General features: G+C 71.3%; 22 protein-coding genes. 12 read left to right on the plus strand and 10 right to left on the minus strand.

Features of this window, described 5'->3' with window-relative positions; genetic code table 11:
* Positions 1 to 24: 24 nt before the first annotated feature.
* Positions 25 to 624: an NAD(P)H-dependent oxidoreductase gene (locus tag AB0K82_RS00045; protein WP_364390778.1), complete on the minus strand. Its 600-nt coding sequence runs from the start codon at positions 622 to 624 to the stop codon at positions 25 to 27.
* A gap of 107 nt (positions 625 to 731) precedes the next feature.
* Here AB0K82_RS00045 and soxR point away from each other — a divergent pair, with 107 nt between their 5' ends.
* The 3 genes from soxR to AB0K82_RS00060 all read left to right on the plus strand — a co-directional run bounded on the left by soxR (position 732) and on the right by AB0K82_RS00060 (position 1,984).
* Positions 732 to 1,202: a redox-sensitive transcriptional activator SoxR gene (gene soxR, locus AB0K82_RS00050; protein ID WP_364390781.1), complete on the plus strand. Its 471-nt coding sequence runs from the start codon at positions 732 to 734 to the stop codon at positions 1,200 to 1,202.
* A 114-nt stretch (positions 1,203 to 1,316) separates the two neighbouring features.
* A complete protein-coding gene (locus AB0K82_RS00055) occupies positions 1,317 to 1,598 on the plus strand; it encodes a DUF6585 family protein (RefSeq protein WP_364390783.1) in 282 nt (93 codons plus the stop codon).
* Complete coding sequence (locus tag AB0K82_RS00060; RefSeq protein WP_364390785.1) at positions 1,598 to 1,984, plus strand: alpha/beta hydrolase; 387 nt, start codon at positions 1,598 to 1,600, stop codon at positions 1,982 to 1,984. The genes AB0K82_RS00055 and AB0K82_RS00060 overlap by 1 nt, the downstream gene beginning before the upstream one ends.
* A gap of 59 nt (positions 1,985 to 2,043) precedes the next feature.
* Here the strand turns inward: AB0K82_RS00060 and AB0K82_RS00065 are convergent, their stop codons facing one another.
* The 3 genes from AB0K82_RS00065 to AB0K82_RS00075 form a co-directional block, all read right to left on the minus strand.
* Positions 2,044 to 2,421, minus strand: a complete 378-nt coding sequence (locus AB0K82_RS00065) for a hypothetical protein (protein WP_364390787.1) — start codon at positions 2,419 to 2,421, stop codon at positions 2,044 to 2,046.
* 83 nt (positions 2,422 to 2,504) lie between these two features.
* Positions 2,505 to 3,893, minus strand: coding sequence for a hypothetical protein (locus tag AB0K82_RS00070; protein ID WP_364390789.1), 1,389 nt, complete (start codon positions 3,891 to 3,893; stop codon positions 2,505 to 2,507).
* Between the two features lie 235 nt (positions 3,894 to 4,128).
* The gene (locus AB0K82_RS00075) at positions 4,129 to 4,599 is read right to left on the minus strand and encodes an ATP-binding protein (RefSeq protein ID WP_364390792.1); all 471 of its coding nucleotides are present in this window, start codon (positions 4,597 to 4,599) and stop codon (positions 4,129 to 4,131) included.
* 134 nt (positions 4,600 to 4,733) lie between these two features.
* Between AB0K82_RS00075 and AB0K82_RS00080 the strand changes: the two genes are divergently transcribed.
* On the plus strand, positions 4,734 to 4,874 hold the full coding sequence (locus tag AB0K82_RS00080) for a hypothetical protein (RefSeq protein WP_364390794.1): 141 nt from the start codon (positions 4,734 to 4,736) through the stop codon (positions 4,872 to 4,874).
* A gap of 435 nt (positions 4,875 to 5,309) precedes the next feature.
* Here the strand turns inward: AB0K82_RS00080 and AB0K82_RS00085 are convergent, their stop codons facing one another.
* Complete coding sequence (locus AB0K82_RS00085) at positions 5,310 to 7,484, minus strand: hypothetical protein (RefSeq protein ID WP_364390796.1); 2,175 nt, start codon at positions 7,482 to 7,484, stop codon at positions 5,310 to 5,312.
* A gap of 115 nt (positions 7,485 to 7,599) precedes the next feature.
* Entirely contained in the window at positions 7,600 to 7,941 is a 342-nt protein-coding gene (locus tag AB0K82_RS00090; protein WP_364390798.1) for an STAS domain-containing protein, read from the minus strand.
* 160 nt (positions 7,942 to 8,101) lie between these two features.
* Here AB0K82_RS00090 and AB0K82_RS00095 point away from each other — a divergent pair, with 160 nt between their 5' ends.
* Both AB0K82_RS00095 and AB0K82_RS00100 read left to right on the plus strand, forming a co-directional pair.
* Positions 8,102 to 8,437 carry a helix-turn-helix domain-containing protein gene (locus tag AB0K82_RS00095; protein WP_364390801.1) on the plus strand — a complete coding sequence of 112 codons (336 nt, stop codon included), beginning with the start codon at positions 8,102 to 8,104 and terminating at the stop codon, positions 8,435 to 8,437.
* A gap of 264 nt (positions 8,438 to 8,701) precedes the next feature.
* Positions 8,702 to 9,835, plus strand: a complete 1,134-nt coding sequence (locus tag AB0K82_RS00100; protein WP_364390803.1) for a hypothetical protein — start codon at positions 8,702 to 8,704, stop codon at positions 9,833 to 9,835.
* Between the two features lie 37 nt (positions 9,836 to 9,872).
* Here AB0K82_RS00100 and AB0K82_RS00105 read toward each other — a convergent pair whose 3' ends face one another.
* Together AB0K82_RS00105 and AB0K82_RS00110 are read right to left on the minus strand one after the other, a co-directional pair.
* The gene (locus AB0K82_RS00105; RefSeq protein ID WP_364390805.1) at positions 9,873 to 10,547 is read right to left on the minus strand and encodes a hypothetical protein; all 675 of its coding nucleotides are present in this window, start codon (positions 10,545 to 10,547) and stop codon (positions 9,873 to 9,875) included.
* Positions 10,544 to 11,578 carry a PP2C family protein-serine/threonine phosphatase gene (locus tag AB0K82_RS00110; RefSeq protein WP_364390807.1) on the minus strand — a complete coding sequence of 345 codons (1,035 nt, stop codon included), beginning with the start codon at positions 11,576 to 11,578 and terminating at the stop codon, positions 10,544 to 10,546. Before AB0K82_RS00110 ends, AB0K82_RS00105 begins: the two co-directional genes overlap by 4 nt.
* Before the next feature lie 427 nt (positions 11,579 to 12,005).
* On the opposite strand from AB0K82_RS00110, the gene AB0K82_RS00115 reads away from it, so the two are divergent.
* Positions 12,006 to 12,407 (plus strand): Lsr2 family protein, encoded by a 402-nt coding sequence (locus AB0K82_RS00115; protein WP_364390809.1) that lies wholly within the window; start codon positions 12,006 to 12,008, stop codon positions 12,405 to 12,407.
* A gap of 67 nt (positions 12,408 to 12,474) precedes the next feature.
* Here AB0K82_RS00115 and AB0K82_RS00120 read toward each other — a convergent pair whose 3' ends face one another.
* On the minus strand, positions 12,475 to 16,017 hold the full coding sequence (locus AB0K82_RS00120) for an FG-GAP-like repeat-containing protein (RefSeq protein ID WP_364390812.1): 3,543 nt from the start codon (positions 16,015 to 16,017) through the stop codon (positions 12,475 to 12,477).
* A gap of 204 nt (positions 16,018 to 16,221) precedes the next feature.
* Positions 16,222 to 16,683: an SRPBCC family protein gene (locus AB0K82_RS00125; RefSeq protein ID WP_364390814.1), complete on the minus strand. Its 462-nt coding sequence runs from the start codon at positions 16,681 to 16,683 to the stop codon at positions 16,222 to 16,224.
* A 135-nt stretch (positions 16,684 to 16,818) separates the two neighbouring features.
* Between AB0K82_RS00125 and AB0K82_RS00130 the strand changes: the two genes are divergently transcribed.
* The 5 genes from AB0K82_RS00130 (at position 16,819) to AB0K82_RS00150 (ending at position 21,573) form a co-directional block, all read left to right on the plus strand.
* Positions 16,819 to 17,433, plus strand: coding sequence for a class I SAM-dependent methyltransferase (locus AB0K82_RS00130; protein ID WP_364390816.1), 615 nt, complete (start codon positions 16,819 to 16,821; stop codon positions 17,431 to 17,433).
* 79 nt (positions 17,434 to 17,512) lie between these two features.
* The gene (locus AB0K82_RS00135; RefSeq protein WP_364390818.1) at positions 17,513 to 18,772 is read left to right on the plus strand and encodes a hypothetical protein; all 1,260 of its coding nucleotides are present in this window, start codon (positions 17,513 to 17,515) and stop codon (positions 18,770 to 18,772) included.
* Positions 18,765 to 19,316: a hypothetical protein gene (locus tag AB0K82_RS00140; protein ID WP_364390821.1), complete on the plus strand. Its 552-nt coding sequence runs from the start codon at positions 18,765 to 18,767 to the stop codon at positions 19,314 to 19,316. The genes AB0K82_RS00135 and AB0K82_RS00140 overlap by 8 nt, the downstream gene beginning before the upstream one ends.
* 92 nt (positions 19,317 to 19,408) lie before the next feature.
* Positions 19,409 to 20,050 carry a hypothetical protein gene (locus tag AB0K82_RS00145; RefSeq protein ID WP_364390823.1) on the plus strand — a complete coding sequence of 214 codons (642 nt, stop codon included), beginning with the start codon at positions 19,409 to 19,411 and terminating at the stop codon, positions 20,048 to 20,050.
* Positions 20,047 to 21,573: a hypothetical protein gene (locus AB0K82_RS00150; RefSeq protein ID WP_364390825.1), complete on the plus strand. Its 1,527-nt coding sequence runs from the start codon at positions 20,047 to 20,049 to the stop codon at positions 21,571 to 21,573. The genes AB0K82_RS00145 and AB0K82_RS00150 overlap by 4 nt, the downstream gene beginning before the upstream one ends.
* Positions 21,574 to 21,584 lie beyond the last annotated feature (11 nt).

Below are 21,584 nucleotides of genomic sequence, written 5' to 3' on the forward strand. Positions count from 1 at the left end.
CCTCCTGTTCCTCACGGCTCGGCGTCAGGCGGCGTACGGACGGACGGCCCGTGCGTCGCGCAGCGCGTGAGCCCACCACAGGAGCTGGTCGAGCAGCGTCTCGGCGGCCGCGCCGCAGCCGTCGGGATCGACCGGCCGGCCCTCCGCGTCGAAACGCTCCCAGGCGCCGTGGAAGCTCACCGTGTCCCGTACGGTCACGGCGTGCAGCTCGGCGAAGACCGGCCGCAGGTGCTCGACCGCGCGCAGCCCGCCGGACAGCCCGCCGTACGACACGAAGCCGACGGGTTTGGCGTGCCATTCGGCGTTGTGCCAGTCGATGAGGTTCTTGAGCGAGGCCGGGAAACTGTGGTTGTACTCCGGTGTGACGACGACGAACGCGTCCGCCGCGGCGAGGCGGGGCGTCACCGTCTGCAGCGCGCGTGCCGTCTCGGGCGCCGGTGCCGCCCCGAACGCGGGGAACACCAGCGGCAGGCCGACCTCGGCGAGGTCGATGACGTCGACGTCGACGTCCGTACGCCGCCGGGCCCGGCCGGCGAACCAGTCGGCGACGGTCGTGCCGAACCGTCCCTCGCGCACGCTGCCGACGATGACGGCGACTCTGAACCGCTCGGTGGTCTCGGACATGGGGAACCCCTGTTCGTTCGACGGTGATGTGACGGCCGTCGGTGGAACGGCCGCAGGGACAACCCTCGGACCTGAACAAAGGTTTAAGTCAAGCTACGCTGTCCGGCATGCCGGACCGTACGGAGCGGGAACGCCCAAGGATCGCCAGGGAACTCACGATCGGAGAGCTGTCCGAGCGCAGTGGCGTGGCCGCCTCCGCGCTGCGCTTCTACGAGCGCCAGGGCCTCATCCGCAGCCGCCGTACCAGCGGCAACCAGCGCCGTTACCACCGCACGACGCTGCGCCGGGTCGCCTTCATCCGTGCCGCGCAGAGCGTCGGCATGCCGCTCGACTGCGTCGGTCACGTCCTCAACATGCTGCCGCCGGACGCCGAGCTCACCCGCGACTTCTGGGTCGGCGTCTCCGAATACTGGAAACAGGAGGTCAACGACCGCATCGCCAAGATGGAGCGGATGCGGGACCGGTTCACCGAGTGCATCGGCTGCGGCTGCCTGTCCTTCGACCAGTGCACGCTCGTCAACCCGAACGACGTCCTCGCTCAACAGGGCCCGGGCCCCCGCCGCCTGCTCAGCCCCTGACCTTACATTTTCGCCGCAAATAGGCGTCGGCTGATCGGTCCCGCCGGCGACACTCTGGCGCTCGCCGGCGGCTTCGACAGACCCGCCGAATGGGGCCAGGCCATTCAGTAGGCCGTGACCGACGCGCAGCTTCCGGGCGCGGTCGCCGCGGTCCAAGCAGGGCAGACACTAACGTTCGGCGACATCTCCATCAGCCGGGAAGCGGTGTGGGCCTCGGGGAAAACCGTCCCGTGGGTGCAGATCCAGGAGATCAAGGTCAAGGACGGTCGCGTCTCCCTGCGGGTCCACGGCAAGTGGCTGTCGCTGACCACCACCATGGTGCGATCGATCCCCAACTTCTTCGTCTTCTACGCCCTGGCCGAGCGGCTGCGTCTGTCCGCCGCCGGCCCGTACTAGTGCCACGTCCGCGGCTGCACGCCCGGGTGCTGGACCGGTCATTCGCCACGCCACCCGATCCTGCTTTCCGTGACGAGCTGCTCGACTATGCGGCCTCGGTGTCCGTCCAGACCGCGCTGGACGCCCTGCGCAGTCAGCGGGACCTGGACCTGACTCCGGGACTGGCCGGGATCGACTGCCCGGTCACCGTGCTGCACGGCCTGCACGATCCGACGAGAACGCCGGACCAGGCGCGGGAGCTGGCCGAGGCCATCCCAGGCGCGCGGCTGCGCCTGCTGGAGACCGGACACACCCCGGTTTACGAGGACCCGGACGCGGTGGCCGCCGAACTGCTCGCCCTGCTCGCGCGCTCGCAGGAACGTCTGACACCGCCTTCCGTGCCCTGACCACCTCGCGGGTCCGGCTACCCGCAGCGCTACGCCGTCGAGTGCGGCCTCAACCGGATTCACTCATAACCATCGATCGCAGTGACGCCATCGAGCCCGAGATCCGCTAGATATGGAACCGTTCGCGTGAAGTACCAGGCGAGGTCTGTTACCTCGGGCGCCCCGGGCAGCTCACGTCGATTCGCTCCCGGCTCAATCGATAGACTCGACCGGTCGCCGTGGAACAACAGGTTGATCCCGGAGCCATCTGGTAGCCAGAGGGCGATTGCGGTCGGCGAACCCTGCGAGAGATTATCGGCCATCTCGTGTACTACTATCTCGTAGTCACCGGCAGGGCAGAGGTTCCAATCGAAGTCTCCGGTCATGAAATTGATTTTGCCGTCGAACGCACTGTCGTGTGCGACCTGCCAGCCGGCGGAGGCGAGGCGTTCGAGCACACGTGCGACACGCAACTGCGATCCAAATTGCAGATCAATGCTCCTCGATCGCCCCAATGTCCACTATCCCTTCTGCCTCATTGTCATGGTACCACTCGATATGGGATGCCCTTTGAGCTCAGCCAGTCCGCCACCTTCTGAGGGATCGGCCGCTCGGAGATTACCTCGAACCGTGCGCCTTCCCGCTGGGCGATCTGCAGCTGATTTCCGGTTTGCGATAGGAATTTGTTGTAATCCTTCTGGTTCTGGAGAATTCGGTCCCAGTATTCGCCCGACTTGGCTTCGAACCACGTTTCCCCCTGGTCGCCGGCGTACTTGCCGTCGAACTGTCTGTTGGCCGCCTTGAACGACTCCTCGCCGCCGAGCTTTTCTTTCAAGTACTTCTCGTACGCGAGACCTCGCTTCGCGGGGGTGTCGGCGCCTTTGGCGAGTTCGGAGTTGGCGAACGTCCCTGCCTCGTCCAGCTCCTTGCCCAGCGCGCGGCCAACGGTCTTGTCGAAGGTGGCCTTGACGGCCGTGACGACTTTGGTGTCCGCGATCGCCTTGAGGAGGTCCGTGAGGGTCTCGCGGATGGCCCAGCGAGTGGCGATGCCGGTGACGGCGCGGAGCATGAAGGCGCCGGCGCGACGGAGAAGAGGACCAAGTGCCTTGCGTAAGAGGCCGGCGGCTGCTTCGGCGCTGAGCAGGATGATGATCTCGGCGATGTGTTCGCCGGTGACGATGCGGGTGGCATCGCGAATGGCCTGCGCGTACTCGTGGCAGGCGTGCGCCAGGGCCTGGCACATGGTGGACAGGCCGGAAAGGACGGTGGTGGAGTCGGCGGGGCGGTACAGGGTGGCCCAGTAGTTGGCGACCGCGGTGTGTTCGGCGTTGTCGGCGGGGTCCAGGATCGTGGTGATGGTCCAGTTGAGCCAGGAAGCGACCTGTCCGATTTCCTTGGCGGCCTCGTTCCAGGCGTCGCCGGTCTGATCGAACATCTCGGGGTTGCCCTGCGGCCAGTCGTCCGAGGTGCCGATGAGGTCGTCGACCCACCCGGGCAGATGTGGAAGGTTGACGCGAATGAGCGGCACGGTGGTGTGCGGTGCCCAGCTCATCGCTCCGATCACCGACGGCGGGGCGGCGGCCACGGCGAAGTTCTGCGTCACCGGGTGCGCCGGATACCGCGGTGGTGGGCCTCCGGGGCGGTCGGCGCGGGAATGGTGGTCGGCGGCCAGGTGATTGTTGATCGTTTGGGTCAGCCCCAGTGAGGTGCCGCCCAAGGCCTCGATGGCGGTGTGAAATGCCCGGAATACGGCTTTGGTCGCCGGATCATAGAACGCTGCGAACTGACGGGCCGCCTTGTCGAACCCGGCCATTCCCGCCGAGTGCGCGGCCAGCTTCTGCGACAGCGTCGTATACGCCTTGATCAGATCCTGCTGCCCGGTTGCGAAATTGGCCGCCGCCCGATCCACTGTCTCCGGGGTGATGTCCACCTGCGGCGCCGGGGCCGTCGGCCCAAGTGGTGGGCTCATGCCGTACGCCACATCACGGAACGCGCGCCAACGCAGCAGTGATTTCGGATAGGCCGTTAAGGTGCTCGGTCATCGTATGCGCCCCTTTCAAGCACGATGCACCGGCTGATCAGAATCACCGCATCGCCGTTTTACTGTCAAGCGGGGCCGGCCGCGCGTGCAGCCCGCCGACCCCGGCAGCAGGAGACGTCCGTCGTCAGCCGACAACCGGTTCAGTCGTGGAGTCGTCGGCCGACGACTGTCCGGGGTTCGGGGGGGCGGTGAGCCGGGCCCACACCCACTTGCCGCCGGTGCGGCCGGTCTCGCGGTCGACGGGATCGGGACGGTAACCCCACTCGATGGCGAGCGCGTCGATGATGTGCAGTCCTCGGCCGCCGTTCTGGTCGAATCCCTCCTCGGACACGTCGAGGTCCTGCAGCGTGCACTCGACGTCACGGGCCGGCGTGGGGCGCTCGGGGCTGGGGTCCCAGACCGCGAGGTATATGCCGCCGTGCTCCCAACGGCACAGGAAACGGATCGCCTGGCCCGGGGTGGCCTTCATGGCGTTCGTCACCATCTCCGTGGCCACCAGGGCGGCGTCGTCCGAAATGTGTGAGTAGCCCCATTTCTTAAGACGCCGCTCCAGGAGCGTACGCGTGAAGCCGGGAGCCGCCGCAGACGCGGGCATGCATATCCGGATATCTTCGGTCATGGCCGCCGCCGTTTCTCTGATCTCGCTGAGATTCTAAATTCTTCTGCTAAGAATGGCCCTTTCGACCTACAGTCGGGCGTGTCCGTAACGATAGGAAACAAGGGGGCGTCATGCCGATCGTGCGCGGACCGCTGGACCCGAGACTGTCCCTCTGGCATTTCCTCGCGTACGAGCTGCGCTACGAACGCGAGCGGCACGGCCTCTCGCTCATCCGGATGGGCAAGGTCATCGACGCCGCGCGGTCGACTTGACGCGAAGACCCCGACCCGGTCGGCGGGCCTTACGTCGTTGGGGCGAAGCCGGGCGCCGGCCGTTGTCGTAGCTGACGAGGTCGCCGTCCTCCTGGACCACGAGGTGCCCTCGGTGTCACGTGCCGGACGCCCAGGCCGGAACGCCGCTGCGTGCGTTCGGAATGCTCGGTCAACGTCGAGGAGCGAGGGGCTGTACATCCCGTTCGCCCCGTTTCGTAACCGCGGTCGCCGAGCCTTCCGCACGGCTTCCGCTGTCAGGTCGGGCGCAGATACGCGAAAGGCCCGCCGACGGTGCTCGGCGGGCCTCGGGTCCCAGCGAGGAGAGCGAGGGGACTAGGTGCCAAAAAGGTGAGAAGGAAGTTCCCTCATGGCCTCGCTGATCAGTGACCGTAGCCCTTCTCCCAACGGCGATCAACTCGTTAGGCCGATCCGCCGCTACTCCGGGATCAGCTCGTTCAGCCGGTCCAGCGCGTACACCTCGGAACCGGCCGGGAGTCCCTCCGGCCGGTCGAGTCCGATGAACGTCACCGGACCGTCCAGTTCCATCCCCGGCTCGTACGGCGTCGTCGCTCCGGCCTTCGCCGCCAGCCGATCCACCAGGTACGACATTCGCAGGTAGCGGCGTTCGAGGACGCCGCGGGCCAGCGTCGTCGTGGACACCCGGTTGGTCTCCACCTGGTTTCCCCAATCGGTGCCGCGCAGGTACAGGTGCAGCCAGTGCGCCCACCAGCGGCCGTCGTCGTCGCGGGCGAAGGCGACGGGCAGCGCGATCCGGCCGGTCCCGCGCAGGTCCGACTTCATCCGCACCGTACGCGGCTCGAACGGCCGGCCCGCCTGGTCCGGGCTGCGCACCATGAACCCGAAGAACGACTCGGCGACCGCCAGGAAACCCTCGCCGGAGTAGACGTTCACCTGCGGCAGGACATACCGCGCCGTGACGTCGGCCAGGTTCAGGTCGATGAATTCGGACGCGCCGGTCGGGGCGTCGACGACATCACCGGAGTGCACCACGCCGCTTCCCCGCAGCCGCGTCCACGAGACCTGCCCGGCCGGGGCGAACCCGTCGGCCAGCAGCAGGACCGACAGGTCGAAGTCGGTCGTCCGGCGGGTCTGCCGCCAGTGGACGAAGAACCGCAGCGCCTCGCCGTCGACCGGCACGACCGACCCGCGCGGCACGACGCCGAACCCGTTCGGCGCGGTCTTGGCGCTCAGCGGCACGGTCAGGTCCAGCACCGCCGGGTCGACGACGAGCCGGTCCCAGGCCGGCAGGCGCCGGACCAGTTCCTCGTCCAGGATCGCGGTGAGGCGGCGTACGACCGGCTCCGGCAGCGGCGGCCGATCGTCCGGGCGCGCCCACGCGCGGGCCTCCCGGTTGACGAAGACGCGCGCGGCGTCCGGCGCGGTGCGGTTGGCCACATGCTCTCGTACACCGAGGATCACTCGCCCCGACACGCGACCGATCGTCTCGCGTACGGCGGCGAGCACCGTTTCGACCTCGGCGGGCGTCGCGGCGCGCAGCAGCCGGTCCAACGACCGGAACAGCATGCCGGGAGCGGTGGCCAGTACGGACACGGCGTCGTCCACGCGCGCGTCGGCGAACGCCAGCTCCACCCGGCCGGCGAGCGACCGTACGGTCCGTTCGCCGCGGGCGACGGCGAACACGTCCAGCGCCTCCGTCAGGTCCGGGTACTCATGGGGGTGCAGCCGCTCGCCGAGCCGCTTCCACATCTCCCGGTGGCGGCCGACGTCGGCGAGCTTCGCGGAGTTGTCCCGTACGACCTCGCCCAGGGCGGCCAGCAGCGTACGACGCAGGCGGCGCGGGAACGACCGGAACCGCGTCGGCTCGGTCAGCGACACGTCACCGCCGGACAGCGCGCACGCCAGCCGCAGCACGTCCGTGACCGTGTCCACCCGCACCGGCCTGCCCGCCGTCAGCCACGCCCCGTTGACGACCGCGAGGCTCTCCCGGCTCGGGATCGTCTCCGGCTGCTCGCCGTCGAGGCAGACGGCGGCGAGCTCGCCGAGCAGTTCGAGATCGGCGTCGCCGAGCGGAATCGGGCTCCCGGCCAGGGACAGGTACAGGTCCTGGGCCTCCTCGCGCAGCGACCGGCCCAGGTGGACGACGGTGAGGCGGTCCTTGACCGAGGGGATCAGCTCGTCGTGCGCGGCGAGCAGTTCGGCGTACGTGTGCTGGTACCGGCTGTAGGCCGGGAGCGTCAGCAGATCGACGCCGCGGCCGGTGAGGAGCTCGCGCAGGACGTCGTCGGGCGTTTCGTCGCCGGAGCCGGTGGCGCGGACGATCGCCTCGCGCAGGCACCGGACCCAGAACTCGACGGTGTCCGGGACGTTCGCCGGGAAGTCGCGGAAGTAGACGTTGTGCTCGACGTGGTCCCCGACGAGCTCGCGGACCGCGGCCAGCACCCGTACGCCGAGGTCCATCACCGCACCGGCGTCCAGGCGCGACAGGTGGTCCAGCAGTTCCCCGGACGCCTTGAACCCGACGTTCAGCAGAGCCGCGTCGAGTTGGCGGGCGACCGTACCGCCGTCGCCCTCGGGTCCGGCCGCCATCGGCACGCGCAGGGTCTTCTGGACGATCCGTGTCTCGAGCATGACTCTTCCGCCGTCGGGAGTACGCGGGAACGCCCAGCATGACAGCCCACCCCGACGAGGACGTAACGGTTAATCCTCCCGCCGGCGCGGACGACGACGCACAAGGAGCGGCGCGTCAGCGGGTGAGCATGCGCTGGTTCAGGCGGTGCACGCAGGGTGCGATGTTCAGCAGCCGAGGCCGGTTCGAGCCGTGGGTGCGGGGGCCGGCGAGGACGCGCCAGCCGGAGACGTCGATGAAGCGGAGGCCTTCGGTGTCGACCGTCACCTGACCCCACTGTGCCGCGACATGGGCGAGGGCCATGGCGAGGGCCGGACTGTTGGTGACGTCGATGTCGCCTCTGAGCAGCACCTTGTCGGGCGGTGACGTCTGGATGATGCTGAGCTGCCGGTCCTCGTACAGTACGAGGCCCGCGTCCGGTGAAATCGCTTCCGCGACGTGGCCGCTACGTTCTGCCATGACGGCCACTAACATCACGAGGGTGCACTCGTTCGGGCCGCGTTCCGATCCACATGCCTCGAGCATGCCTGGAGGACAGAACCACGTCAACTGATACCGGAAACGAACTTCATAATTTGTGTGCCATAGCAGCACGATGGCCGGCCTATGCGCAGATGGGATGAGCAGCACCATGGGCACGCCCGAGGGCGGAGTACCCGTTCGGCACTGGACCTTCCTGACGAACCACGCTCGCGTACTCCTCGAGATCGCTCGGAACCCGCAGGCGAGGCTGCGGGACATGGCGGCCATCGCGGGCATCACCGAGCGGGCCGCGCAGACGATCGTGACCGACCTCGAGGCCGCGGGTTACCTCACCCGGACCCGCGTCGGCCGGCGGAACCACTACACGGTCGATCCGAGCCGCCGCTTCCGCCATCCGGCCGAGGCCGACCACCGCATCGAGGGACTGCTCTCCCTGTTCACACACCGAGAGGAGGGCCGGGACCCGGAGTAGGTCCCGTCCTCGACGATCGGATCGGCCACCGCGAGCCGGAGACGCCCTCAGGATCACGGGAACCGACCGGACTCCGCCCACCGGCTTGGGGCCCGCACGGCCGTGGCTTTACCGAAGCCGGGGCGACCTGGGCATTGACTGCGCGGTTTTCCACGCGCACCGTCGGAAGTGGAGTTCCGCCTTCACTTCCTGAGGTGATTCCGTACGATGCGTCGTCCGGTCCCGCCGGTCCGGGGAGTTCGAGCGTCCGGCGAGTCGACGAGGGTGGGGAGGAGATCCGGCGGTCGCGCCGTCGCGGTGCTGGCCGACCGGGTCTTCGCGCATGCCCGCCCGTCGGACGCCTCCGACCTCGTGGCGCTGATGGGCGCCGGTGGCGGTCTGGTCCTGACCGGTGCCAACCCGGTACGAGCGGCCCGGCGATGCCGGGAGGAGCAGGCGTTCGACGGTCCGATCCTGTTCGACGTCGCGGCGGCGGAGGGGAAGGTCGCCACCCGCGAACGACCCTTCGAGGAGAGCGGCGACCAGCTGGTGGAGCTGACCCTGGAGGAGCGCGTTCAGGGGCAGATCGACGCGGGTGCCGACGCGGCGCTCACCCCGACGCGGTACCTGCGGGCGGGGGACTTCGGCGCCGTCGAGGCGGCGATCGAGGGTGCGGTCGGCCTGGGCCGCGACGACGTCATCCTGTCGCTTCCCATGGACGTCGGATGGCTGGCGCCCGGCCTGATCGACAAGACGATCGGCGTCCTCGCCCAGGCATCCGTCCCGAAGGCGGTGATGCTGGGCGGCCGCCGCAACCCGCCGCAGCGGGTGATGGACGGCGCGTTCGGCCTGCGCCGCCTCGTCACCGAGGTGCCGGACGTCGCTCTCTTCCGTACGGACCTGGCGGGACTCGACGCGCTGGCACAGGGCTGCCTGGCCGCCTCGATCGGGACCAGCGGCGCGCTGCGGCACGTCGTCCCGCCGGGCGAGGCGGGGGCGTACGGATCGGCGAACGGCGACGACCGGTCGCCGAGCGTCCTGGTGCCCGACCTTCTCTCCTACGTGCGGGGCGGCGTGCTCGCCGACCGGTTCGGCGACCGGCCCGCGCCGCCGTGCCGCTGTGTCCGCTGCGGCGGCCGGAGCATCGCCGGCTTCCTCCGGCAGGAGGACTGGAAGGACGCGCGGCTGCACGGCGTGGCGGTCTGGACCGAGTGGGCGCGCAACGTCCTGTACCCCGACTCGCTGGACGGCCGCCGACGCTACTGGCGTCGGCTGTGCCGGGACGCGATCGCCGCGCACGCCCGCTACAACACGTCCGTACGGGCGCGGGAGCCCGTGTTCGTGCCGCCGGATTCGCTGTGGATCTGGGCCGGTGAGGACAGCCCACTGCCCGCCCGCGGTGATTCGCGGGTGCCGTGACGCCCGACACCGGGCGGTCGTTCCGGAGGGATCGCGTTCATCGGCCGGCGGGCCGGGCCGTCCCCAGCGGAGCGGGCAGGGTCCGCAGGTGGAGCTCCTCGGCGAACGCCCAGCCGGCGGGCGTGTGCGCCCGGCTTCCGAAACGCTCGGGCGGCACGACGACCTCTGTGCCGAGGACCAGGCCCACCCCCCAGTAGTCGGCCTCCGCCCGTGCCTGGCCGAGGTCCGCGGGCGCGCCCGGCAGGACGACCAGCCGTGCGCAGTACGCGCCGAACCGGCCGGCGCGGTCGAGGCCCGCCCGCCAGGACGACGCCCGCACGATGGCGAGTTCGGGCCGCAGGGGCCGTCGCAGCAGCCGTACGACGCCGGTCGGCGTGAGGTCGGCGCATCCGGGCGGGAGTTCGCGGACGGCCCGGCGCTCCTTGGCCGACAGCGCGGGCCACGGGACGGTCGCTCCGGCCGGGAGCCCCAGCAGGACGTCCAGCAGGTCGACGCGGGTCACGCCGGTCAGCCCGGCGGCCGCCCGGCGTCGCCGCTCGGCCTCGTCGGGAACATAGGCCATGGTGACCTCGACGCCCCGCATCCGTACGTCGGCCAGCAGCGCGGCGGGCTCCGCGAGGAGGGGCGCGGTGGGGGTGGTCGCTCGTGACCCGGTCGCCGTCATAGCCGCCCAGCCTCCCACGAGCGCGACGGCGGTCGGGCGCCGGCTCACCTGCGCCGGATGAGGAGCATCGCCGCGTCGTCGGCGATGCGGCCGCCGACGTGCCGGAGGACGTCGGCGCGCAGGTCGCCGAGCGCTTGCTCGGGATCGTCGGCCGTGAGCAGGTGCGCGCGTTCGGCCAGCGGGTAGAAGCGGCCCTCGGCGTCGCGGGCCTCGACGACCCCGTCGGTGTACAGCAGCATCTGGTCCGCGGGCGCGAACTTGATGGTGTACGGGCGCGGCGCGGCGGCGACGAGATCGGACAGGCCGAACGGCGGTGAGACGTCGTCGGGATCGGCGAAGCCGCCGTCGCCGCCGCCGCGCAGGACGAACGGCGAGGGGTGACCGTAGTTGAGCAGCGTGACGACCTCGCCGTCGCCGAACTCGGCCAGGACGGCCGTGACGAACTTCTCCCCGGAGCCCTCCGCCGAGGGCCGGCCGGCGGACTCCGCGCCCAGGCGCCGGCGCAGCGCGGCCTCGATGCGCGTCGCCACACCGGTCAGGTCGGGCTCGTCGTAGGCGGCCTCCCGGAACGCGCCGAGCACGTCCGCCGCCGTCTCGACCGCCTCCAGTCCCTTGCCCTGGACGTCCCCGACGATGACCCGGACCCCGGACGGGGTGAGGGTGACCTCGTAGAGGTCGCCTCCGATGCTGGCCTCCGCCGTGGCGGAGGTGTAGCCGACGGCGATGTGCATGGAGCCGACGCGCCGGGGCACCGGGCGGAGCAGCACGCGCTGCGCCACCTCGGCCACGGACCGGACGTCGGCGAGGATGCGCTCGCGTTTCTTCCGGTCGGCGCTGGCCCCCACGCTCGCCGCCGCGACACCGGTCATGGTCAGGAGCGTGAGGGTGTTCTGTCTCCGGCCGAGGGTGTGGTGGTGGTAGCTGAGGAGGACGGACAGCGTTAAGGCGGTCAGGCCCACCAGCGCGGTCCGCCGGATCCCGCACCACAGGCTCGCGAAAGCGGGGCCGAGGACGAGCATGGGCCGGAATATGATGTCCGGGCTGGCCCAGAAGTCGACCAGGGCGACGAGCGCGAGCATGCCGAACGGCAGGCTCCGCAGCAGCGGCCCGGGTCTCGAGCGCGGTGTCTCGCTTATGGTGCACCCCCAGCCGATCGAGTTCCATTCGTGGGGAGAATAGCGCCGTCGGGCGGTCGGCTCCGGCACTTTCCGGCACAGGCGGCCGTGGCGACGGATATGTCGTTCACCGGATGGACGACTTCGCGGCCGACTGTTCCCTGCGATATTATCGGATAACGGCTCGAAGGGTAAGAATCGGCAAAAGCCGTTCGGTGAATAACGTACGCACTGCGCGAATTTCGGGGCACTTCACGACTCGCCGTCGGGGAGCCCGGCCGACCAGGGTCGATGACCCTCGGGGCCGGCGTCGTCACGGTGCGCGTCACCGACTGTCGTACGCTCGTATTATCCTAAGCCCCGACAAAGCAAGCTGAGAAAGGAACACCTCGTGGCGACGAAAGTCGTAATGGTGGATGATTTGGATGGGCATGACGGGGAAGACGTCGCCAAGCGGGATTTCGAGGTTTCTGGCGTAACGTACACCATCGATCTCGGCGATGAGAACTTCAAGCGTCTCGAAGAGCTCCTCGGAGAGCTCGCGCCGTATATCGAGAAGGCGGCCAAGGTCCGCCAGGCGGGCCGGGCCCGCAAGAGCGCCGCGGACACGGCGCCGCGCCTGCGCGGCTACTCCAACAGCGACGTCCGCGAGTGGGCCGTCGCCGAGGGCGTCGAGGTGAGCGAGCGCGGGAAGATCGCCGACGAGGTCTACGAGAAGTTCATCGAGGCCCACCCGGACGCCAGCCCGGACGCCAAGCCGGATGCCGGCTCGGACACCGGCTCGGAGGAGTGAGGCGGCGCCGGCGGCCCGTCCCGGCACCGCCGGCGCTTCTCGAGGGCCACCTCCCGCGAGTCATCCCTCAGAGGGTCGCCGCCGGGCCGAGGTTGCCGGCGTCGTCGACCGCCTGGACCACCACCGTCCGCGCGCCCGCCGGGACCGTGAGACTCTGCCGGCCGCCCGCGCCGACGGTCGCCGTGACGGTCGACACCCGGCCGTCGGCGCTGACGCGGTAGGTCGCGGCGCGGCCGGCGTTCCCGTCGTCGCCCGGCGCGACGAAGCTCACGGTCGTGCCGTCGCGCCGCAGGTCCTGCGGGGCGCCGGGCGGGCGGGTGTCCGTCCCGTACCGCCCGGTGCGCCACTCGTCGTGGTGGTAGGTCCACGACTCGGCGTCCGGTTTGCCGTCGGTCTTCCAGGCGAACAGATAGCCCTCGCGCGTGGTCGTCACCAGGTCCGTGCGGCCGTCGCCGTCCAGGTCGCCGGCGGACGGAGAGAACAGCGTCCACCCGCCGGTGAACTTCGGGAAGCCGGCGGCCTGGCCGGACGGCGTGAACGCCTGCACCGTCGAGGTGTCCCCGCCGTCGACGACCTCCGCCTTGCCGTCCCCGGTGACGTCCGCGATCAGCGGCGCGCCGAGGAAGTCCAGCCCGGCCCGCGCGTGCGGGTACCCCGGCACCGGCAGGGTCGTCGCGGCGTCGTAACCACGCTCGTAGTTGGCGATGGCGGTGCCGCTGCCGGGGTACAGCAGCGCCGCGATCAGCGACACGGCGCCCGACCCGGACTCGGCGTAGCCGAGTCGTCCGGCGTCGCCGAACCGCCCGAACGCCCCGCTCGTCGTGAACGACGCGGGCAGGTCCACCGCCGGAGTGGGGGACGAGCCGGTCAGCAGCGCGCGCACAGCGGCCGCGTCGTGGCCGAGCAGCGCGGACGCCGGGTTGTTGAGCGGCCCGTACGCGCCCCGGATCGCGCCGTCGCCGCCGATGAGGAACGTCGCGGAGAAGGACGGACCGGTGGCGACCTCGTCCTTGCCGTCGCCGTCCACGTCCGCGACCGCGGGGCTGTTCGCCGCCTCGGTGATGAACTCCTGCGCGCTGCCGTAGAACGTGATGATCGACGGCACCCGCACCGGCCAGCCCTTCACCGGCGAGCCGTCGGCGTGGTACGCGTACACGTAGTTCGCGCCGAGCGCCTGGATGCCCGCGCCGTGAGTCTCGGAGTGCTGCGAGCGCACCACGATCTCCGGCTTGTGGTCGCCGTCGAGGTCGGCCACGGCGGGGGTGGCGTCGAGCTTCGCGTCGTCGATCGCGGTCAGCCCGGACGCCGGCTTCGGCGGGTCCGCCACGGTCACCGGCCAGCCGGGGACGTCCGATCCGTCCGCGTGCCAGGCGTGCAGCCGTCCGTCCCACCCGGCCTGGACGATCTCCAGGCCGGGCTTGCCGTCCAGGTCGACGAGGACGGGACAGGCCGTCGCGCCCTGATGGGGAAGCCGGGTGTAGGCCAGCGCGGGCCGGGGGATCGCGGGCTTGGTCACGCCCGTGTCCAGGGTCTTCGGCCAGCCCGGCAGGAGCCCGCCCTGGGCGTCGAACGCGTACGTCCGGCCGGTCGTGCTGGTCACCACGACCTCCTGCCGTCCGTCGTGGAACAGGTCGCCGACGGCGACCGGAGCGATGATCGGCTCGTGGCCCGGGTCGAAGCCCGGGACGCGGGTCCGCTCGGCGTTCGTGGTCGCGGGCCAGCCGGGCAGCTCCTTGCCGCTCACGCCGTCGATGGCGTGCACCCGGCCGTCGGCGTCGCCGAACACGATGGCCTGGTGACCGGTCGCCTGCAGGTCGGCCAGGGCGGGCTGACTCTCCCCGCCGATCCCGAAGCGCTGCGGGAACCCGGCGCGGAGCGTGTCGTCGTGGTGGACCGCGATGGCGCGGCGCTCCTCGCCCATCCGGCCCGCGTCGTCCCAGACGCGCAGCCGCAGGGTGACGGTGTACTGCTCGGTCGACGACAGCTCCTTGTCGTCGGGCATCGAGTACGCCTTGGTCCAGAACGACTGCGGGAGCTTCGTCAGGTCGAGCGTGCCCACCTTGCCGTCGTAGGTCCCGGTGCCCTGGCCGTCGCCGGCCGTGATGAACGCCGAGTCGGCCGGTTCGATCCCCGGCGCGAACTCCAGCCGGTAGTGGAAGCTCTTGGCCCGGGACGCGTCCACGTGCCCGGTGACCGGCACGGAGGAGGTCGTCGCCGGGTCGTACAGGGAGTACCAGTCCGGGCTCTCGATCCAGGTCGCGGGCGGGATGTCGCCCTTGGCGACCGCGGCGAGGGCCTTGGCGGCGTTCGGGCGGCCGTAGCCGTACTGCCGGTCCCAGCCCGGCCGGCCGGCCCAGCCCAGGCTCGCGTCGTCGACGTCGCTCGCGGTCGCGCGCAGGACCTGGACGGCCTCGGCGTTGGTCAGCGGCCGGTCGATCTTCTTCTCCTTCGCGGCCTGCGCGCCGTAGGAGAGCAGCAGGGCGAACAGCCCGCCGGTGGTCGGCGTCGACTCCGACGTCGAGCCGCCGAGCGTGGCGACCGAGAACATCGCCTTCGCGCCGAACGACGTGAGGTTCGAGCGTTCGCGGTAGGTGGAGGTGAGGGCGTTGGCCAGGGCGCCCGTCGCGCCCGCCGCGTTGGCGACCAGGCCGTTGCCGGGGATGACGTGCGGCCAGAACATGCCGCCCTGGTGGTCCGTGGAGTCGAAGTCGTTGCTGGACTCGACCATGACCACGCCGTCGTTCCAGAGCTTGTCCACGGCGCGGCGCATCGCGGAGGAGTACCCGAGGTCCGCGGTCGTGCTGACGATGACCTTCGCCCCGGCCCGGCCCGCGTACAGCCACGCGGCGGCGAGGTCGTCCGTACGGTCCAGGGCCTCGTCGCCGGCGCGGATCGGCAGCAGGCGGCACTTGGGACAGATGCCGGCGCCCAGCCTGCCGTTGTCGGTCTGCGCGGCCGCGACCCGCTGCTGGTCGTTGGCGTGGCCGTACGTGGAGTCGGGCGTGGCCGGGTCGTTCTGGTCGTCGTAGAAGTCCCAGCCGGAGATGTCGTCGGTGAACCCGTCACCGTCGTCGTCCTTGCCGTCGGAGAACGCGACGATGAGGTCCTCCGGGTCGATGACGCCGTTGCCGTTGGTGTCGTGAACGCGGGGGTCGGCGGCGTAGTCGGCGGCGGTGACCACGCCGTCCCCGTCCCGGTCGTAGGTGTCGGAGCCGGCGGGCTTCGGCAGCTCACCGGTGTTGAGATAGACCTTGTCGGCGAGGTCGGCGACGTCCCCGGCGTGCCAGTTGATCCCCGCCTCGACGTAGGCGATGACCGTGTCCGGCGAACCGGTCGTGTAGTCCCGCCAGGCCGCGTCCACCGACATCCCGGCGGCGCCCTCCGGGTCCTTGGCGGCGGGCGTGCACTTCGGGATGAAGGAGTACAGGTTGTGCTGCTCCCCGCCCGGCGCGGCGGTGGTCAGGCAGCTCAGCGGCGCGCCGTTCTCCACCGGCGCGTAGCCCGGATCGTTCGGCGGTCCGGCCGGGAAGGGGTCCGCCGCCGCGGGCCGGGCCAGCATGAGCAGCAGGGCGGGGACGACGGCGCACACGACGCCCGGGAGACGTCTCATGGGACCACCTCGATCGGTTGACCGCGTGGATCACTGTCCGCCAACCGCCGGGTGAAGAGTAGTCCTCTGACCGGAAGAGGACATGAGTTTTTCTCGCGTTAGTTCGTGATCACATGCGAAGACCGGGCCCGCTGAGCAGCGGGCCCGGCCCTGAACGGAGAGGTCGCGGCTCCGGGTCGTCCGGTGACGGCCCGCAGGCGGGACTCACTGGTCGGGACGGTCCACGTTGCCGCGCCAGGCGCCGGTCTCGGTGCCGCGCTCCTCGATGAACTCCTTGAACCGTTTGAGGTCGTTCTTCGCCCGGTGCTTGACCAGCCCCATCTTGTCGGCGACGTTCTCCATGATCCCCTCAGGCTCGACCTCCAGCTGAAGGGCGATCCGGGTGTTGTCGTCGTCGAGCCGGTGGAAGGTCACCACACCGGCGTTCTTGGGCTCCTCGACCGACGTCCACGCGATGCGCTCGTCGGGCCGCTGCTCGGTGATCTGCGCGTCGTACTCGCGGCTCGCGCCCGCGACCTTCACCTTCCAGTGCGTGAGCGTGTCGTTGACCTGGTGGATCTCCTCCACGCCCTCCATGAACTGCGGGAAGTCCTCGAACTGGGTCCACTGGTTGTACGCCGTGTGCACCGGGACGTGGACGTCGATGCTCTCCATGACACTGCTCATCGTCCATCTCCTTCGCAGTCGATTTCGGCCGTTGTTTTCGGTCAGGTGCCTCGGCTACCCGGTGAAGGAGCACGTAAACAGGGCGTGTCATCCGGATCGGCCGCATCGATCCGGCCGATCCGAGATCATTGGTCGATGACCCGCACCGAGGAGCACGCGTACTGGAACCACAACACGCAATACCACCGGCTGGTGCTCGACGCGATGCCCGACCCGTGCGACGCGGCGCTGGACGTCGGGTGCGGTGAGGGCCTGCTCGCTCGCCGGCTCGCGACCCGGGCACGTCGGGTCACCGGGGTCGACCGGTCCGCGGAGATGATCGAACAGGCGCGGGAACGCGCCGACCCGCGCGCGCCCGGCGCCACGGAGTTCGTGGCGGCCGACTTCCTCCGGCACCCGTTCCCCGAAGGCGCGTACGACCTGGTCTGCTCGGTGGCCGCCATCCACCACATGGACTTCACGAGCGCCGTCACCAGGATGGCGGCCCTCTTGCGCCCCGGCGGGACGCTCGTGATCGTCGGGCTGGCCCGCAACCGTACGCCCCAGGACTGGGCGTTCGACCTCGCGGTCCTCCCCGCCGTCGTGGTCATCAACCGCCTCCACGGTAAGACGGACCCGGCGGGCATGCCGATGGCGGCCCCGGAGATGAGCTGGGGCGAGGTACGCGGAGAGGCCCGGCGGCTGCTGCCCGGCGCGCGCTTCCGACGGCACCTGTACTGGCGGTACTCGGTGCGCTGGCGCAAGCCCTGACCGCCGCGCCACGGCCGTCTCCGTCTGCGAGTGTCCGCCGACCGGGCTAGGGTCGTGGCTCGGACCACAGGGGGTGACGATGAGCGGGCAGATGCGCTTCGAGCACGACGATGTGATCGCCGTGCGCGAGGCGTTCCAGCGGCGGCTGAAGGCGTTCGCCGCGCCGGTCGCCGGCGACCGCGCGGCGGTGACCGAGGACCTCGACCAGCTCGAGGTCGCGCGCGCGATCCACGCGGCGTTCGGCGACCACGAGGCGTACGGCGGCCTCACCCGCGCCGAGCTGGCCCAGTCCTGTGCCCACATCTGCGGCCGGGCGCAGTTCGACCGCTACTTCGAGCTGTTCCTGAAGATGGAGCTGGTCGAGCCGTTCACCCAGCGCGACTACGAATGGCGCTACGTCCTCAACCCGGCCTCCTCGGCCGCGCTCCTGGTGTTCGGCCGGCTCGAGGCCAGCGGCGGCCTGCAGGAGCTGGTCACGCTGCTCGACGTCACCTACCGCGAGCTGGAGCGGGGGAGCGCGACCAGCCGGGAGGTGGCCGAGGCGCTCGTGCAGGCGCGCCGGGAGTTCACGATCCGCTCCGGGCACCTGCGCCGCCTCGTCCGGCACCGCCCGCTGGAGGAGCTGATCGCCGAGCAGCGGCACCACGGCGACGCCAAGCGGCTGTTCACCCAGGCCGAGCGCATCGTCGAGCGGGTCAACCGCGACTTCGGCGAGCACCGCCGGTCCGCCGAGCGCATGGCCGAGGCCGCCCTGCAGTACGTCAACGCGGTGCAGGAGTACATGGCCCGGCTCCTCGACCAGGCCGCGCAGCGCCGCGACTTCACCCTCCTCGACGCCGAGGCGTACCTCACCGCGGCGATCACCGCCAGCCCGGAGGCCCTCGCCGCGGTCTTCGACGGCGTCGTGTTCGACCCGCCCCGGCTCAACCTGTCGCCGCACGAGATCCTCCGGACGATAGAGACGCACCAGCCGCGCCCGCGCCCGCGGCAGCGCAGGCCCCGCCGGGAGGACCCGCTGCCCGAGGGCGACCCGGTCGAGGAGGCGGCCGAGCGTCTCCGCGACTACCAGGCCGCCCGCCGGGCGGCGATCGAGGCGCACCTCGGCCCGGAGGACACCGTCGACCTCACCGAGCGGCTGCGCGGCACACCGTGGCGGCAGGCGGCGCGTGTCATCGCCGATGTCCTCATCTCCGCCACCGATCCCGACCTGCCGTTCGAGCCGGTGCTGGGCGACCGGCTGCACGTCGCGCCCGACGCGCCGACGACGTACGTCAGCGAGTTGGGCGTACGCGCGGTCGAGGCGGAGCGCGCCGCGACCGGAGGCGACCAGGATGGCTGACCCGGCGCCCTCCGCGCTGGCGCTGGCCCGGCTGCGCGCGCTGGGCGGCACGCCGGCCGAGACGTCGGCGGCCGTGTCCACGGCGGCCCGCGCGGCCGGCCGCGAGGTCGTCCTGGCCGCCGGCCTCGGCGGTCAGGTCGCGCTACTGACCTGGCCGGCCGACATCGACCTGGCCGAGCAGTCCGACCACGCGCTGTGGACCACGCCGCCGACCGCCCTGCAGTTGACCTTCGCCGCCTGCGTGCGGCTGTGCTGGGAGGACCCGCACCTGCACCCCCATCCGGGGCGCGCGGTGCCGCCCGAGCGCGTCTTCGCGCTGCTCGCCCGGGTCAACGCCCGCCCGGCGGCGGACGAGGCGATCCCCATCTTCGACAACGCGCCCAAACGCTCCCTGGCCTGGCTGGCACGCACGGGCTGGGTGGACCAGGACGACACCGGTGTCCGGTTCGGCGCCCGCGTCGCGACGCTGCACGATGACGAGGTGGCCGCGCTCCGCCGCGTCCACGAGGCGATGCCGGAGCCGGAGGAGGCCGCCGATGAGTGAGCGCGTCCCGGCGCCGGAGACGAGCCGCGGGCTCGGGGCGCGGCGGCGGATGGCCGGCGGTGTCCCGGGCGCGGCGATCGGGGAGGTGGCCGATGAGTGAGGGCGTCCCGGCCCTGGAGACGCTGCCGCACGAGCTCCGGCTCGCCGTGCGGCGCGCGGTGGCGGCGGTCGAGGAGGCGGACCAGCCGGTGCCCATGGCCCTGTACCGCGGGCTGGGGCCCGACCTGCGGCCGTACGTCGAGGCGATGCTCGCCGCGGCCGGCCGGGTCCTCATCGAACTGCGCGAGGGCTTCGTGTCCGGGTACGACGACGGCGTCGCGCGGAGGCTGGCCGACGAGGGCGTCGGCGCCCTGGAGCCCATCGACGCGGCCGTCCTCGCCCTGGTCCTGCTGCACGGGTTCGTCATCCCGAAGGCCCAGGGCGAGCTGCCGCGCACCGCGCGGGCGTACCAGGCTCGGCGCGTGAGCTTCGAGACGCTGGTGAACTCGCGGATCCGCTCGCGTGAGCAGATCCGGCTGTCGCTGCAGCGGCTGCGCGACCGGGGGCTGCTGCAGCCCGGCGACAGCGCGCCGATCCGGCCGGGCCCGCAGTTCCTGCGGCTGACCCCGCAGACGGCGGGCCTCATCGAGGAGAACCTCATCCTGCTGGCGGACCCGGACGGCGCGCTCGCCGACGCCATCCGCCGCCGACGGGCCCAGACCCGTACGCATGCCATCGAAGGGGAGAAACGGTGACGAGCGCCATCGACATCGAGGCGGCGGGTCTCGGCGGCGTGGTCGGGCGGCGCGACCTGATCGCGCTGCAGACCCTGGAGATCGGCACGCTGACGTCGCATCCGATCCCGATCATCCCGGGGCAGTTCATCACGGTCGCCGGGCGCGGCCCGGTGGACAGCAACGGCTCGGGCAAGACGACCTTCCTGTCCGCCATCACTCTGATCCTCGCCGACCCGCAGTGGCGGCTGCACGAGAGCGGGAAGTACGCCGCGCGGCTGCTGTTCCGGCCCGAGCCGGTCGGCCTGTCCGCCAAGGAGCACGCGCCCGCGACGGTCGGCTACATCGTCGGGGTGTTCGGCGAGCGCGACGCCGACGAGCGGTCGGCGCTGTCGGTGTGGATCCGCCTGCAGTCCGGCGGCAGCCCGTACGCCGAGGTGCGCTGGAGCGACGGCCTGGTCCTCGCCCGCGGCGCGGACGACGCCGAGCGCCTGGAGACCGCGCACCGCACGTGGGCCTCGCTGCGCAACCGGGTGCCCGTGACGCGGATCGGCGACGTGCTGTACGGCTCGTCGCCGCGCTGCATGTCCTACCTGCACACCGACGGCACCCGCCCGGAGGCGCCGTCGCTGGTGTCGGAGGAGCTGTCCCATCTCAAGCCCGAGGAGATCGGCGACTCCCTCATCGCGCTGGCCGGGCTGACCGACCTGGTCGACAAGGAGAGCGACGCGCGCGCCAAGCGGGTCGAGATCGAGTCCCGGTACGCCGAGGAGCGCAGCCGCGACGAGCAGCGCCGTCTGGAGGAGGAGAGCGATCTGGCGGCCGTCGCCGACCGCGACCGCGCGCGGGAGCACGTCGCCCGTGTCACCGTGCTGCGGCGGCTGCACGCCGCCCGGCGCTACCTCGACGTCCACGCCGACGACGCCGCCATGGCCGCGCAGCTCGACGAGCTCGGCGGGCGGGCGGACGAACGCCGCGACGCGCTCCGGCTGGCGCAGGAGGAGCTGGACGAGCTCGCCGTCCCGGAGGAGCTGCAGCAGCGCGTCGCCGAGCTCGACGGCGTCCACCAGTCCCTTCAGGAGGACCTGAGCGCGCTGATCGGCGAGGAGGGCCGGTACGAGGGGGAGCTGGAGCGACTCGACCGGTCCCGGCCGGCGCTCGCCCGGCTCGTCGAGCTGTGGGACGGCACCCCGGCGGAGACGCTGCGCGCGGACCTCGACGCGTCGGCCCCCGAGCTGGAGGAGGCCGGCTGGGTCCTGCGCCAGGCGGACGCGGCCGTCAAGGAGGCGCGTACGGCGCTGGAGCGGTTCCAGGCCGGGCACGACCCGGACACCGCCGCGAGCCTCGCGCGGCTCGACGCGGCCGGACTGCCAGCCGCGGGACTCCTCGACGCGGTGACGCTCGACGAGGACGCCCGTGCCGCGTGGGAGCCGCGCCTGTGGCCGTACCGGCACGCCGTCGCGCCGACCGCGCCCGGGAGCTCGGGTGCCTGCACTGGGAGCCGCGCGACATGCCCGGCCCGGTCGGCTACATCTGCGCCCTGAAGGACCCGGAC

This window comes from Actinoallomurus sp. NPDC052274, assembly GCF_040679475.1.
GTDB lineage: Bacteria > Actinomycetota > Actinomycetes > Streptosporangiales > Streptosporangiaceae > Actinoallomurus > Actinoallomurus liliacearum.